A 14,038-nucleotide genomic window follows, 5' to 3' on the forward strand; every position below is an offset into this window, starting at 1 on the left:
GTGGTCACAGCCGGGCAAGGACAGCTCGTAGCTGCCTCTCACCCTTAACACTAGGCCACGCCGCGCTCCCGGCCGGTGGCAGGCCCGCCGGCTGACAGCGGGCCGGATTTCAGCCGCTACATCACCCAGGATTCGGCCACCGCAATGTACGCGGACGACGACGGACCCCGGGGCCCGGGGTACACCGTCGGCGAGCCGGGCCATTCCACACCGAACTCCGACAGCCGCCCGGCGCTGCACGGAAGGTACACGTTGTTCAGGGCGGCGCTGCTTTCGCCGAGCTGGAAATCCGGTGCCGAAAACTGGCGGCGGTCCAGGACACCGCTGACTTCCAGCTCCGCCTTCCGCCCAGCGGCCCGGAAGCCGCGCTCGATGTCCAGCTCGACGTCGAACTCGTCCTGGGTGTGGGTGATTTCGGCCAGCGGGAACCGGGCGGCCTCCGGAAAATAGCGTGTCAGTTCCTTGGCCAGGGTCTCGGCGAAGTAGCCGTTGGTGCCGTAGCTCCGCCAGCCCTGGCGGGTGGCGATGAGCAGGGCGTTTCCGCTGCCCCACCTGGACCACTCGGCCATCCAGAAGGAGGCGAAGCAGCTGGCAGGCTCGCCGGGGATGTGGACGCCGTCGCGGTTGACCGGATGCAGCGCCAGCCCCGGGTTGCTGCCGATGAATGCCATGCTGCGGCGCCAGGTGCCTGCCGGACTGTTCCCCATGAAACCGAGCCTAGCCCGGCGGCGGCCAACGGCAGCGGCGGCGCGGCCGGTCAAGCGGGCCTAGACTAACCCTATGCCCGCCCCCAGAGCCCTCCGGCCCTTCGTGCACCGTGAGTACCGCGTGCTGATTGCGGCGCTGGCCGTTTCGATTTTCGGCTCCGGCATGTGGGCCGTTGCCATGGTCTACCAGGTGATCCATTTGGGCGGCGGCCCGCTGGAGCTCTCCCTCGTTGCCACCGCAGGAAGCGTGGGGCTGGTGGCGTTCGTCCTGGCCGGCGGGATCGCCGCCGACCGCGTGCCCCAGCGGCTGCTGATCATCGCCGTCGAAGGCACCAACCTCGCCGTGATTGCCGCCGTCAGCGGGCTGGCCATGGCGGGCTGGCTGCAGCTGTGGCATTTGGCGGTTGGCGCGTTCGTCCTGGGTGTGGGCGCAGCGTTCTTCTTCCCGGCCTATTCGGCCATCCTGCCCCGGATCCTGCCGCCGGAGGACCTGCTGGCGGCCAACGGCATGGAGGGGACCATGCGGCCCATCCTGCAGCAGGCTGCCGGTCCCGCCGTCGCCGGAATCCTGGTGGCAGCGCTGTCCCCGTCGCACGCCGTCACGGGGGTGGCGGCGTGCCACCTCCTCGCCTTCATCATCCTCAATTTTCTGGGACGGCACGCCCTGGACGCTCCCGGCGCCGAACGCGGACCCGCCGGGGAACGCGCCAAGACGTCCTTCTTCCACGACCTCCGCGAGGGGGTCAGCTACACCGTCCGGACGCCGTGGCTGCTGTGGACGCTGCTCTGGGCCTGCATTTCGGTGCTGTTCCTGATCGGGCCCATCGAGGTCCTGCTGCCGTTCGTCGTCCGCGACCAGCTGGACGGCGATTCCCGCATGTTCGGCTTCCTGCTGGCTGTGATGGGCGTGGGCGGGGCGGCCGCATCCCTCGCCACGGCGTCCTTCCCGCTGCCGCGCCGCTACCTCACGGTGATGATGGTTTCGTGGGGTGCCGGCAGCCTGCCGCTTGCCGCCGTCGGGATCATGGACAGCTTCTGGATGGTTGCGGCGGCGCTGTTCATCTTCGGTGCCACCGGGGGCATCGGGATGGTCATCTGGGGGACCCTCCTTCAGCGCCGTGTCCCTCCGCACCTGCTGGGCCGCGTCTCGAGCCTGGACTTCTTCGTGTCGCTGGCCCTGATGCCCATCTCCATGGCCCTGGCCGGACCTGCGGCGGCAGTGGTGCCCACGTGGGTGATCTTCCTGGTGGCCGGCGGCGTCTGCCCGATCATGGCCGTGGTGGCCATGATCGTTGCCCGCATGCCGTCCGACGAGCTCTCGCATCCGCTGGACAGCAGTCCGGAAATTCCGGAGCCCGCAGACAGCCAGAAATCCGTGGACAGCCCTTAGCCGGGGCTGTCCACGGTCCGGCCGCTTGAGGTGGACGCGCTTGAGGTGCGCGCGCTTAGGTGTGGGCGCGGACCACGGGGATGGACGCCGTCGGAAGTCCGCTCGGGAACACGGTGGGTTCCGGGACGCCGACGGGGGCCAGCGGCACCCGGGCAACGTCGCTGCCCACGGTGAGCAGCTCGCCGCGGACGTTGACGTCCAGGGGTGCGCCTTCCCGGATGCTAAGGCCGATGGACCCCGGTTCCAGCTCCACGAACAGCAGGCGGCCCTGCACCTTGAGGTGGAACGACAGTCCTTCCCAATCCGCCGGCAGCCTCGGGTCGAAGTACGGAACTTCACCCTGGTCGCGGAGGCCCGCGAAGCCGCTGACCAGCGAGCTCCAGACGCCGCCGGTGGACGCGATGTGCACTCCGTCGATGGTGTTGCCGTGGGTGTCGTCGAGGTCGATGAACAGCGCGTGGGTGAAATGGTCCAGCGCGGCCTCCCCATAGCCCACCTCGGCGGCCATGATGCCCTGGACACAGGCGGACAGGGTGGAGTCGCCGGTGGTGATCGGATCGTAGAAGTCGAACGCGCGCCGCTTTTCCTCGGCGGTGAAGTCCTGCCACTGCAGGAACATCGCCAGCACGGTGTCCGCCTGCTTGAGGACCTGGTGGCGGTAGATCACCAGCGGGTGGAAGTTCAGCAGCAACGGGTACTTGGACCGGGGGGTGCTCCAGTCCCACGGCTCCAGGGTCATAAAGTCGTTGTCCTGCGAATACACCTCGAGGTCTTCGTCGTAAGGCAGCTGCATCCGGATGGCAGCCTGCTCCCAGAGTTCGCGTTCGGCGTCGTCAATTTCCGGGTGGTCGAGCGCGGCGGCGGCTCGCAGGTTAAAGCGGGCCATGACGTTGGTGTAGAGGTTGTCGTTGACCACTGCCGTGTACTCGTCAGGACCGGTGACCCCGTGGATGTGGAACAGGCCGTCCTTGCCGAAGAAGCCGAGGGACACCCACATCCGTGCGGTTTCGATCATCAGCTCCGAGCCCATGCCGTGATTGAAGTCCGCGTCGCCGCTGGCCCACATGTACCTGTTGGTGGCAAAAGCGACGGCGGCGGCGATGTGGAACTGCGCGGTGCCGGCGGCGTAGTAGGCGCTGGCTTCGAGCCCGTTGATGGTGCGCCACGGGAACAGCGCGCCGTCCACGCTGAGTTCCTTGGCGCGCACCTTGGCGTCCGGCAGCATCTCGTGCCGGAACTCCAGCACCTGGCGCGCGTTGTCCGGGTTGGTGTACGTCAGGTACGGCATCAGGTACACCTCCTGGTCCCAGAAGTAGTGCCCGTCGTAGCCGGAGCCGCTGACACCCTTGGCCGGGATGCCGGCAACGTCGGCGCGGGCGGTGGCCTGGGCCAGCTGGAACAGGTTCCAGCGGATGGCCTGCTGCAGCTCGGGCTGGCCTCCCACCACGATGTCCGTGGTGGCCCAGTAGTCCCGATAATACGTCTCGCTCTCGGCGAAGATGGCGCTGACGGGCTGCAGGGCGCTCTCGGCCGCTTCGGACGGATCCTGCGCCGACCCGCCGTCCACGGCTCCCTCGCGGAAGGCCCGCGCCACGGCGTAGCTGACGCTCTTCTCCAGGCGGAAGGGCTGGTCCTCGCTGACGGCCAGCACGTACCGGACGCTGCTGTCGTCCTGGTCCACCACGGTCTCGAAAGGCTGCACTTCGGCCGACGTCCAGTGGTCCACGGCCAGGCCAACACGCTGACGTGACTCCGCTGCTTCCCAGGACAGTCGCAGCGAGCCGTCGCCGCCGTCGAGCCGTACAGGGAGCAGGACGCGCCCGGCGTGCCGTCCGGCACGCCGCGGATCGTGCGTGGAGTGGTCCTCCACCGGCTGGTCCTGGCGGTTGATCACCGAGGACGTCACATCCGCGTACACGTCCCGGTCCGGCGCCACCTCGAGGGTGACGCCCATGGTGCCGCGGGACTGGTAACCCACGGCCCGGCGCTCCGTGGTGGTTACGGTGGCGCCGGAACGGCACTCCCAGGTGATCCGGCATTCATAGATTCCGGTGGCGAAGTCGACGGACCGGCGGTAGTCCAGCACCGTTGACTCGCTGAGGCTCAGCGTTTCGCCGTCGATGATCACGGTGAAGTTGTTGACGTCAGGGATGTAAAGGATCCGCTGGCCCGTGCGGGCGAAGCCGAAGGCATTCTCTGCGTGCTTGATGTCCCAGGTTTCGTGGAAGCCGTTGATGAAGCTGCCGGGGAGGTCCGCGTCTGCGGAGGCCCAGTGGGCGCCGCGGATGCCGAGGTGACCGTTGCCCAGGCTGAAGAGCGTCTCCAGGGTTCCGGCATTTCCGGGAAGGTGGACGGTCTCCACGAGCTGCCAGGGATCGTTGGGGAAACGGGCGCGGTCAGAGGTGATGAGTGCCATGGCTGTTGGGGTTCCTTTTGGCGTTGTGCAGGTTCGGGGGGTGGGCTGGCCGGGTTAGAGGAGTTCGTTCAGGTCGTCGACCACCAGCGTGGCGCCGGCGTCCAGCAGCGTCTGGCGGCCAGCTCCCCTGTCCACGCCGATCACCGCATGGAAGCTTCCGGCGCTTCCGGCCTGGACGCCGGACACGGCATCCTCAACCACCACGCACTCTTCGCTGGGCAGGTCCAGCAGTTGCGCGGCGTACTCGTACGTCGCGGGGCTGGGCTTGCCGGGCAGGCCCGCGGCAGCGGCCACGACGCCGTCCACCACTACCGGGAAGTGGTCCGCCAGTCCCGCTGCCAGCAGTACCGCCGGGGCGTTCCGGGAGGAAGAGACGACGGCGACCTTGAGCCCCAGCGCCTCCGCGGCTTCCAGGAAGCGCACCGAGCCTTCGTACGGTGCCACGCCGCCGGCTTCGACGATGTCGTTGAAGACCTTGTTCTTGCGGTTGCCGAGGCCATGGACTGTGTCGTTGGCGGGGTCGTCATCCGCGGGGCCTTCGGGCAGCACAATGCTGCGCGAGGCGAGGAAGTCCCGGACGCCGTCGAACCGGGGCTTGCCGTCGATGTGGTCGAAGTAGTCGCTTTCGCGGTATCCGTCCGCTCCGGGAACATCCTGCAGGTAGCCGTCGAAAAGCTCCTGCCAGGCGCGCTCGTGGACGATCGCCGTGGGGGTGAGCACGCCATCGAGGTCGAAGAGGATGGCGGAAGCGCCGGTCCAGGCGCTGCTGCTGGCGGTGCTGTCGCCGGCAGTGCTGGTGCCTGCGGCGGTGCTGTTGGAAAGCTCAGTCATGCGGTACTCGATGTCCTTTCAGACGGCGTGCAGGGGACGTGCGTGGATACTGCAGGGTTTGGTACAGGGGTTTGGCGCGGGGGGACCGTCCGGCGGACGGCCGGAGGGTGGAGTCGGGCGTCGGCGCCCGGGACTAGCGTTTGCCTGGCACCTGCGCTCAGCGGTTTCGCTCAACGTTTTCGTCGGGTGCTCTTGCGTTCAATCAGTTTGGTATCCAGCACATGGCTGGCGGGGGCGGTCAGCGGCCCCGGACGTTGGAGTCCCTCAATCAGCAGGTTGGCTGCGAAGGCGCCCTGATCGGCTACCGGCTGGGCCATTGTGCTCAGGCCCAGGAACCAGCTCATCTGATGATCGTCTATTCCTATGATGGACACGTTTTTCGGCGCTGACAAACCGAGGTCCCGCAAAGCCATCAGCGCACCGAAGGCCGTTTCGTCGCAACCGGCGAAGATCGCGGAGGGCATCCGGCGGTTTTCGATGAGCTCGGTCATGGCCCGGCGGCCGCCTTCGATGCTCGAGCCGGCGTCCACCACCAGGTCCGGGTCCACCGTCAGGTCATGCTCGGCAAGCGCCCGCCGGAATCCGTGAAGGCGGTCCGTGGCAGTGACCACAGACCCCGCTCCCGGTTCGCGTCCGGACAGGATGGCCAGGTCCCAGTGGCCGAGCCCCAGCAGGTGGTTTGTGGCTTTCCAGGCCGCGTCCTCGTTGTCGATGCCCACGTTGTCCCAGGGGACGTTGTGCATGCCCACGCTCGCAACGGCCAGCCCGGAGGAGGCCAGGGCTTCGACTTCGGCGTCGCTCAGGGCGATGTTGAGGAGCAGGACGCCGTCCACGCGCTGGGACAGGGCGTCCAGGTCACCGAACACCTTTCGGTGCACGCTGGGGGTGTTCCGCAGGCTGATGAGCACCGTGTCGAAGCCGCTGTCAGCGAAGACTTCCTCGGCTGCCTCCACGGCCTTCGCGAAGAACCAGGCGGTGGCGGTGGGCGCGATGATGGCCACAGACCCCGTGGTTCCGCCGGCCAGCCGCGACGCGGCCGAGGATGCCTTGTAGCCGAGCTTGGTGGCGGCATCCGCCACTTTCAGCTGGGCCGTTTCGGAGACATTGGGGAGCCCGCGGAGCGCACGGGAAACGGTGCAGATGGACAGCCCCGACAATGCGGCAACGTCCTGAATGGTCACGCGCGGTGCTTTAGCCATGCAACACGGGCTCAGCCCTTTCTTCTTCTGAAGTCCTGGGCCCGGGAACATGGCCGAAGAAGAGTGTAAGCGCTTACAAATTTAGCGCGCAACTAGTTTTTCTCGCGAATGCGGATTCTTACGGGATCCCCGGATCAGGGGCGCGGCAATTGGCGGTTCAGCGCAGGACGTAGTGGCGCAGGAAGGCGGCCACATCCACCATCTCGGCCCTGGAAATGGTGTGGCCCATGCCCGGGTAGGTCCGTGCCGTCAATTGCGTGTTCCGCTCCAGCCATTCTTCGGTGTGCTCAACGGCTTCGTCATTGATGACCAGATCGGCCTTGTCCCGGCCCCAGAAGAACGGCGGCTTGGTGTCGAACGCTTCGCTCATGGCCAGCAGTTCGTTGTCCAGGACGAATCCGGAGAGGCCCACGACGGCCCGGAACTCGTGCGGCCGCAACCGCAGCAGTGTGCTGGCCATGGCCATGCCCTGCGAGAAACCCAGGAGGCTGACGCTGGTGTGCTTCGCCTTGACGGAATTGATCCAGTCGAACACAGTGTTGCTGACCGAAATGACGTCGGCGAAGTCGTGGGTCAGGAAGTAGTCCAGCAGGAACCAGCCGTAGTCGTCGCCGATCACCTTGGGCGCCCGCAGCGCCGCGCAGGTGAATTCGGGCGGCACCTGGCCGAACAAGTCCGACATGCGGACCTCGTCCGTGCCGTAGCCGTGCATCATCACCAGCAGAGGCGTTCCGGCGCGCTGGTTCTCCGGCCTGGACCATACGACTGTCTTCATCGCAACAGCCTAACTTCGCGGCGGAGCGCACCCGGCCGGACCCACCCGGCGGGGCTCAGCCCGCCGTTTATTCAGCCCGCCGCGATTACCAGCGAGGCACTGTGGCCGCCGAACCCGAAGGCGTTGGAAATGCCGGCCTTCGCCGTCAGTCCCCCGCTTGTCTCCGAAATGATGTTGAGGTGGATGTCCGGGTCCGCGTTTTCGAGGTTGAGGGTCCCGGGGATTGCGCCCGTGCGCAGCGCCTGGATGGTGACGATGGCACCCAGTGCTCCGGCCCCGCCCAGCAGGTGCCCGGTGAGCGATTTGGTGGACGTGACAGGAACGGAATGACCGACGACGGCGCCGATGGCTTCCGCTTCGAGCCGGTCCCCCACAGGTGTTGAGGTGGCGTGGGCGTGGACGAAGCCGATGTCCTCCCCGGTCAGGCCGGCTGCGGCAATGGCCTTCTGCAGGACGCGGCGCTGCATGGCTGGGTCTGCCGCCACGATGTCCACGGCGTCGGAGGTGACGGCGCTGCCGGCGATTACCCCAAGGACCTCGGCCCCGCGGGACCGGGCATGGTCTTCGCGTTCCAGCACCACGATCCCGGCGCCTTCGGCCATAACAAAGCCGTCGCGGTCCCGGTCGAAGGGGCGGGAGGCGGCCTCCGGGCTGTCATTGCGGGTGGAGAGGGCCCTGATCTGCGCGAACCCGCTGATGGTCAGCCCGTTGATGCAGGAGTCCACACCGCCGGCGATCACCACGTCGGCTGCCCCGCTGCGGATCATGTCGGCCGCCTGGGAGATGGCTTCAGCCCCGGAGGCGCAGGCGCTGACCGGGGTCCGCGCCCCGCCGCGGGCTCCGACGTCAATCGAGACCCAGGCTGAAGGACCGTTGGTCATGATCCGGGTGAGGGTGTGCGGGGAAACCCTGCGCGGGCCCTTCCCGTCCAGCGTCCGGGTCTGCTCCAGCGTGGTATCCAGGCCGCCGTAGCCGGAACCGATTACGACGGCGAGCCGTTCCGGGTCAGTTTCCGGCCGGCCGGCATGTGCCCACGCCTCCCGGGCGGCAATGAGGGCAAGGTGGCCGCAGCGGTCCATCCTTTTGTACTCCAAAGTGGACAGCATCGAGGGAACATCGGCGGTGACGCGTCCCGCCATACGGACAGGCAGCCCGCCGGCCCAATCCTCGCCGAGGGCCGAGATTCCGGAGCGACCGGCCAGCAGCGACGCCCAGGTATCGCCGGCCGTCGAGCCGACTGGAGTGACTGCTCCCAGCCCTGTGACCACAACCGTGGGGGAAAATTCAGACATGCGTAACACCGCTCCTGGATCCGTTGACGCTGCAGCCGGGGGCCGGCCCCGGTTGGCCGGGGAAATGCGTGCGCATTCCACAGTACGCGGGGCACCCCGGCTGCTGCCGGGTGTGACGTGCGGGCCCGCATCCGGAGGCGGTGCTTCTGCAGCAGTTCATCAATGGTGGTTCGCAACCGCCGGCATTTCGGATGGGCAAACGGACGAGGTCTTCGGATGGGGCGTCCCTTCGCGGAATAACGACTGGGAAACGGCCCCGGCGCGCGCTGCCCGGTTCATTGAATCAGCAGTGGGCGGCCTGTAGCCTGTCGCTAGACAGCATGCTGATCAAGTTTTGCCCGCACGTCCCCCGGACAGCTAGGAGCAAGTCATGAGAATCGGTTCCTCCATTTTCCTTATCGCCATCGGTGCCATCCTGGCGTGGGCCATCACCCCCGGCCTGATCCCCTACGTGGACCAGACCCTGATCGGCTACATCCTGATGGCCGTCGGCGTCATAGGCCTGATCGCCTCGCTGGTCCTGGCATCGCCCGGACGCTCCCGCCGGGTGAGCGAAACCCGGTCGGTGGTGGACCCGAACACGGGCGAACGCATCGTCCGCAACGAGAGCCGGGATGGCGGCATCTAGCCATGAGCCCCCGGCCGCCGCTGTCCACGGACACAGGTGAACCGCAATTGAACATCCCGGGAGCCGGGCCAGACCATCACGGTCCGGCCCGGCTTCCGGCTTTCCCGCCCCGACATCCGGCAGCCGGCGTCCTACGCCCCACACCCCACACCCCAGCCCGTGAGTTTTTGTCCACTTATCGCGAGTTCGAGGGCGTTTAGCTCGCACTAAGTGGACAAAAACTCTACCGCCGGGGCGGGCCTGCATCTGCGTTCATGTTGTTTTCATTGACAAACCAACAAGAACAAAGATAAAGTCAAACAATTCAACATCGTGTGATGGCAGTCACTGAAAGCAAGTGACTCAGCCAGCTTCAGAAACACCTGCAGTCTTTACGCAACGGAGGGTAAGTGTTCGCCGAGGAGCGCCAACAGCTGATCGCGGGCCTGGTCGCCGAAAGCGGCCGGGCCAGTGTCACGGCCCTTGCCGAGCGCTTCAACATCACCACTGAAACCGTCCGGCGCGACCTTGCCGCGCTGGAGTCAGCCGGCACCGTCCGCCGGGTCCATGGCGGCGCAGTCGCCCCGGACCGGATCAGCACCACCGAGGAAAGCATCCTGGAACGGACCGTGCAGCGACAGCCGGAAAAGCTGCGCATTGCGGAAGCCGCCCTGGCTTTCATCCCGCAAAGCCCGGCCGGCAGCATCCTGGTGGATGCCGGCTCAACCACTGAAGCCCTGGCGGACCTGATCGCCCTGCGCCTCTCCGACCCCTCCGCCGCCCCCGACTCCGGTTCGGAAAACGAACTCGTGGTCATCACGCACGCGATCCCCATCGCCGCGAAACTCGCCGGCGAGCCAGGCATCGCCCTCCATCTCCTGGGCGGCAGGGTCCGCGGACTCACCCAGGCTGCCGTAGGGCAGTCCACCGTGGAGGCCGCCCACCGGATCCGTCCGGACATCGCCTTCATCGGCGCCAACGGAATTCACTCGGCCTTCGGGCTGAGCACGCCCGATCCTGAAGAAGCCGCCGTCAAGGCTGCCTTCGTCCAATCGGCACGCCGCATTGTGGTGCTGGCCGATTCCTCCAAGCTGGATGCGGAAACGCTGGTCCAGTTCGCCTCGTTGAAAGATCTGGACACCTTGATTACAGACAGTGAACCCAGCCCGGAACTGGCAGCGGCGCTTGCTGACGCCGGCGTGGACGTGGTGATCGCGTGATTGTCACCCTCACCGCAAACCCGAGCCTTGACCGCACCGTGACGCTGCCCTCTCCCCTGCTTCGCGGCGAAGTACAGCGCGCAACCTCCGTCAGCCAGGAATCCGGCGGGAAGGGCGTCAACGTCTCCCGGGCACTGGTCGCTTCCGGCCTGGAAACGGTGGCCGTCCTCCCGGGCGGCGACTCCGATCCGGTGCTCGCGGGGCTCCGTGACAGCGGCGTCCCCTTCGCCGCCCTCGCCATCCACGAGCCGCTGCGCACCAATGTGGCGCTGACGGAACCCGACGGCGTCACCACCAAGATCAACGAACCCGGTCCGGTATTGAGCGAAGACCAGCAGGAGGCCCTGATCGGGCTGCTGCTGGAGCGCTCCCGCGGTGCCAGCTGGGTTGTCCTCGCCGGCTCGCTCCCACCCGGGGTCCCGGTCGATTTCTACGCCACCGTCACCCGGCGGCTCCGCTCCACCAACGCCGGCAACGGCTCACAGCAGTCGACCCCGCGCATCGCCGTCGACTCGTCCGGCGCACCGCTGGCCGCCGCCCTCTCGGGCGACGCGTCAGGCATGCCGGACCTCCTTAAGCCCAACGCCGAAGAATTGGCTGAACTGGCTGCCGCAGCCGGTTTCGCTGCGGCGTCCACCGCTGACGAACTGGAAGCGGATCCGGAGGCTGCCTCGGCAGCCGCCGCCGCCGTCGTGCGTTCCGGTGTAGGTGCCGTGCTGGCAACGCTCGGTTCCAAGGGTGCGGTACTTGTGACGTCCGACGGCGCGTGGCTGGCCACGCATCCGCCGGTCAAGGCGGTCAGCACGGTCGGCGCGGGCGATTCGTCCCTTGCCGGCTACCTGCTCGCCTCCAGCCAGGGCGCCGCCCCGGCCGACTGCCTCCGTCAGGCCGTGGCACACGGTGCCGCCGCCGCTTCCCTGCCGGGCTCCACAGTCCCGGCGGTCCACCAAACCACCCCTGACGCCGTAACCATCACGGCCCTCCGGAAGGACTGACAGTGACTCAGCTCATAACTACTGAACTGGTCGAGCTCGACCAGAACCTGGGCAACTCGCCCGAGGACGTGATCCGCCATCTGGCCGGCAGGGTCGCCGCCAACGGCCGCGCCACCGAAGTGGAAGGCCTCTTCACGGACGCCTTCGCCCGGGAGCAGAAGACGGCCACCGGCGTTCCCGGCGGCATCGCCATTCCGCATTGCCGCTCCGCAGCAGTGACGGTGCCCACCCTTGCCATGGCCCGCCTTTCGCAGTCCGTGGACTTTGGTGCCAAGGACGGTCCGGCGGACCTGATCTTCTTCATCGCGGCCCCCGAAGGCGCGGACCAGGAACACCTGAAGCTCCTGTCCAAGCTGGCCCGCTCGCTGATCAAAAAGGACTTCACGGCAGCCCTCCGGGCAGCCAACACGAAGGCCGAAATCGTTGAACTGGTTGACGGCGCCCTGGCCGACAAGCCCGCGGCCGCAGCGGAGCCGGCAGCCGCAGCTGCGCCGTCCGCCGGTGCCGCCAGCGGCGCCAGGTCCGGTGGCCCCAAGCGTCTCGTGGCTGTGACGGCCTGCCCCACAGGCATTGCCCACACGTACATGGCCGCCGATTCCCTGGTTGCCGCCGCCAAGGAAGTCGGGGTGGACCTGCAGGTGGAAACCCAGGGATCCTCCGGCGCCAAGCCCCTTGACCCCGCGGTGATCGCGGCCGCCGACGCCGTGATCTTCGCGGTGGACGTGGACGTCCGCGGCAAGGAACGCTTTGCCGGCAAGCCGGTCATCAACGCACCCGTCAAACGCGGCATCGACGAGCCGGACAAGATGGTCCAGGAAGCACTGGCCGCTGCTGACAACCCCCATGCCCGCCGCGTGCCGCACTTCGGTGCCGAAGAGCAGGCCGAGACCGAAGCCACCGAAAAGGGTGAGCACATCGGCCAGAAGCTCAAGAAAGCACTTCTGACAGGCGTCAGCTACATGATCCCGTTCGTGGCCGGCGGCGGTCTCCTGATCGCCCTGGGCTTCCTCATGGGCGGCTACCTGATCACCCAGTACGCGGACGCCATCGTGGTGGACAACAGTATTTTCAACCTGCCCACCGAATACCCTGAGAACGCCTGGGGCCCGTTCGGCGCGTACCTCGGCGCCGTCCTGTTCAAGATCGGTGCCCTCTCGCTCGGCTTCCTGGTCCCGGCCCTTGCGGGCTACATCGCCTACGCCATCGCCGACCGGCCGGGCATCGCGCCGGGCTTCGTTGCCGGTGCCGTTGCCGGGTTCATGGGCGCAGGCTTCCTCGGCGGCATCGTCGGCGGTCTCCTTGCCGGCTACATCGCCCACGTCATCGGCAGGCTCAGCGTGCCCCGCTGGCTGCGCGGCCTGATGCCCGTGGTGATCATCCCGCTGGTGGCCTCGCTCGTCGCCTCCGGCCTGATGTTCCTGATCCTGGGTGCCCCGATCGTCGCCATCACCGTGGGCCTGAACGGCTGGCTCTCCGGCCTCACCGGTGCGAGCGCCATCGCCCTCGGCATCATCCTTGGCCTCATGATGTGCTTCGACCTCGGCGGTCCGGTCAACAAGGTTGCCTACGCCTTCGCCGTCGCCGGCCTGGGCGCCGCAACGCTGGACAACCAGGCACCGTGGCAGATCATGGCAGCCGTCATGGCCTCCGGCATGGTTCCCCCGCTGGCCATGGCCCTCGCGTCCACTGTCCTCGACAAGAAGCGCTTCAGCCTGGCCGAACGCGAGAACGGCAAGGCCGCGTGGCTGCTGGGAGCATCCTTCATCTCCGAAGGTGCCATCCCGTTCGCTGCTGCCGACCCGCTCCGCGTCATCCCGGCCAGCATGCTGGGCGGCGCAGTGACCGGCGCAATCTCCATGGCGGCCGGCGTAGGTTCGAAGGCCCCGCACGGCGGCCTCTTCGTCTTCTTCGCCATCGACAACTTCCTGATGTTCGTTGTCTCGATCCTCGTCGGTACGGTCATCACTGCCCTCGCAGTCATCGCCCTCAAGCGCTGGGCCGTCCGCAAGTCCGTTGATACCGTGGAGCCGGTTCCAGTAACTGTCTGACCCGGTTCGGTATTTCCCCAACCATCTGTCTCGACCTGATATCCAAGGAGCACAAATGTTCGAACGCACCGCCACCATCGCCAGCCGCGTTGGCCTGCATGCCCGCCCCGCCGCCATCTTTGCCGAGGCCGCCGGCGAGTACCCGCACGAGATCACGATTGCCCGCCAGGGCGAACCGGCCGACGAGGCCATGGACGCCGCCAGCATCCTGTCCCTCATGAGCCTCGGCGCATCGCACGGCGACGTTGTGGTCCTGCGTGCCGAGGGCGACGGCGCCGACACCGCCCTGGACCACCTGGTCCAGATCCTGGAAACCGATCACGACGCCGAGTAGCAGCCCTGCGACGACCGCTTAGGTCAGCGGCCGGCCCGCAGCGCCACGGCAAGTCCCGTATTCCGGGCACGTGGCGCACGGGCCGGCCACTGCATTTAAGCACCGATTCCCTCTTGGGCCTGCACGCCGGCTCCTTCCCCCTTCCGGGTCCGCGACTGGATCGCTAAGCAAACTTAGTAAGTTCCTTGTTTTTGCCGGGTGGCCCCACTAGCGTGGAAAACGAG

At 67.2% G+C, this 14,038-nt stretch carries 12 protein-coding genes; 6 read left to right on the forward strand and 6 right to left on the reverse strand.

What is annotated here, in order from left to right; translation table 11 throughout:
- Positions 1-116 precede the first annotated feature (116 nt).
- Positions 117-707 carry a hypothetical protein gene (locus tag J2S97_RS08240; protein WP_307048202.1) on the reverse strand — a complete coding sequence of 197 codons (591 nt, stop codon included), beginning with the start codon at positions 705-707 and terminating at the stop codon, positions 117-119.
- Positions 708-780: 73 nt separating this feature from the next.
- On the opposite strand from J2S97_RS08240, the gene J2S97_RS08245 reads away from it, so the two are divergent.
- Complete coding sequence (locus J2S97_RS08245; protein ID WP_307048204.1) at positions 781-2,097, forward strand: MFS transporter; 1,317 nt, start codon at positions 781-783, stop codon at positions 2,095-2,097.
- A 55-nt stretch (positions 2,098-2,152) separates the two neighbouring features.
- On the opposite strand, the gene J2S97_RS08250 is transcribed toward J2S97_RS08245, so the two are convergent.
- The 5 genes from J2S97_RS08250 to J2S97_RS08270 form a co-directional block, all read right to left on the reverse strand.
- Positions 2,153-4,513: a glycoside hydrolase family 65 protein gene (locus J2S97_RS08250; protein ID WP_307048207.1), complete on the reverse strand. Its 2,361-nt coding sequence runs from the start codon at positions 4,511-4,513 to the stop codon at positions 2,153-2,155.
- 54 nt (positions 4,514-4,567) lie between these two features.
- Positions 4,568-5,344, reverse strand: a complete 777-nt coding sequence (locus J2S97_RS08255; RefSeq protein ID WP_307048208.1) for an HAD family hydrolase — start codon at positions 5,342-5,344, stop codon at positions 4,568-4,570.
- Positions 5,345-5,514: 170 nt separating this feature from the next.
- Positions 5,515-6,525 (reverse strand): LacI family DNA-binding transcriptional regulator, encoded by a 1,011-nt coding sequence (locus tag J2S97_RS08260; RefSeq protein WP_307048210.1) that lies wholly within the window; start codon positions 6,523-6,525, stop codon positions 5,515-5,517.
- A 175-nt stretch (positions 6,526-6,700) separates the two neighbouring features.
- Complete coding sequence (locus J2S97_RS08265) at positions 6,701-7,318, reverse strand: alpha/beta hydrolase (RefSeq protein WP_307048212.1); 618 nt, start codon at positions 7,316-7,318, stop codon at positions 6,701-6,703.
- Positions 7,319-7,389: 71 nt separating this feature from the next.
- Positions 7,390-8,610, reverse strand: coding sequence for a beta-ketoacyl-[acyl-carrier-protein] synthase family protein (locus tag J2S97_RS08270; RefSeq protein ID WP_307048214.1), 1,221 nt, complete (start codon positions 8,608-8,610; stop codon positions 7,390-7,392).
- A gap of 370 nt (positions 8,611-8,980) precedes the next feature.
- Here J2S97_RS08270 and J2S97_RS08275 point away from each other — a divergent pair, with 370 nt between their 5' ends.
- The 5 genes from J2S97_RS08275 (at position 8,981) to J2S97_RS08295 (ending at position 13,814) form a co-directional block, all read left to right on the forward strand.
- The gene (locus J2S97_RS08275) at positions 8,981-9,238 is read left to right on the forward strand and encodes a DUF6458 family protein (protein ID WP_214956179.1); all 258 of its coding nucleotides are present in this window, start codon (positions 8,981-8,983) and stop codon (positions 9,236-9,238) included.
- Positions 9,239-9,627: 389 nt separating this feature from the next.
- Positions 9,628-10,437 carry a DeoR/GlpR family DNA-binding transcription regulator gene (locus J2S97_RS08280; RefSeq protein WP_307048217.1) on the forward strand — a complete coding sequence of 270 codons (810 nt, stop codon included), beginning with the start codon at positions 9,628-9,630 and terminating at the stop codon, positions 10,435-10,437.
- Positions 10,434-11,432, forward strand: coding sequence for a 1-phosphofructokinase family hexose kinase (locus tag J2S97_RS08285; protein ID WP_307048219.1), 999 nt, complete (start codon positions 10,434-10,436; stop codon positions 11,430-11,432). Before J2S97_RS08280 ends, J2S97_RS08285 begins: the two co-directional genes overlap by 4 nt.
- Before the next feature lie 2 nt (positions 11,433-11,434).
- The gene (locus tag J2S97_RS08290; protein ID WP_307048221.1) at positions 11,435-13,480 is read left to right on the forward strand and encodes a PTS fructose transporter subunit IIABC; all 2,046 of its coding nucleotides are present in this window, start codon (positions 11,435-11,437) and stop codon (positions 13,478-13,480) included.
- A 55-nt stretch (positions 13,481-13,535) separates the two neighbouring features.
- Complete coding sequence (locus J2S97_RS08295; protein ID WP_028270626.1) at positions 13,536-13,814, forward strand: HPr family phosphocarrier protein; 279 nt, start codon at positions 13,536-13,538, stop codon at positions 13,812-13,814.
- The last annotated feature ends 224 nt before the right edge of the window (positions 13,815-14,038 follow it).

Source organism: Arthrobacter oryzae (assembly GCF_030812315.1).
GTDB classification, from domain to species: Bacteria; Actinomycetota; Actinomycetes; order Actinomycetales; family Micrococcaceae; genus Arthrobacter; species Arthrobacter oryzae_B.

Coding starts and splice junctions, on each gene's coding strand:
- J2S97_RS08295 (WP_028270626.1), top strand. CDS start 13,536: ATGTTCGAACGCACCGCCACCATCGCCAGCCGCGTTGGCCTGCATGCC.
- J2S97_RS08245 (WP_307048204.1), top strand. CDS start 781: ATGCCCGCCCCCAGAGCCCTCCGGCCCTTCGTGCACCGTGAGTACCGC.
- J2S97_RS08275 (WP_214956179.1), top strand. CDS start 8,981: ATGAGAATCGGTTCCTCCATTTTCCTTATCGCCATCGGTGCCATCCTG.
- J2S97_RS08240 (WP_307048202.1), bottom strand. CDS start 707: ATGGGGAACAGTCCGGCAGGCACCTGGCGCCGCAGCATGGCATTCATC.
- J2S97_RS08250 (WP_307048207.1), bottom strand. CDS start 4,513: ATGGCACTCATCACCTCTGACCGCGCCCGTTTCCCCAACGATCCCTGG.
- J2S97_RS08255 (WP_307048208.1), bottom strand. CDS start 5,344: ATGACTGAGCTTTCCAACAGCACCGCCGCAGGCACCAGCACTGCCGGC.
- J2S97_RS08270 (WP_307048214.1), bottom strand. CDS start 8,610: ATGTCTGAATTTTCCCCCACGGTTGTGGTCACAGGGCTGGGAGCAGTC.
- J2S97_RS08265 (WP_307048212.1), bottom strand. CDS start 7,318: ATGAAGACAGTCGTATGGTCCAGGCCGGAGAACCAGCGCGCCGGAACG.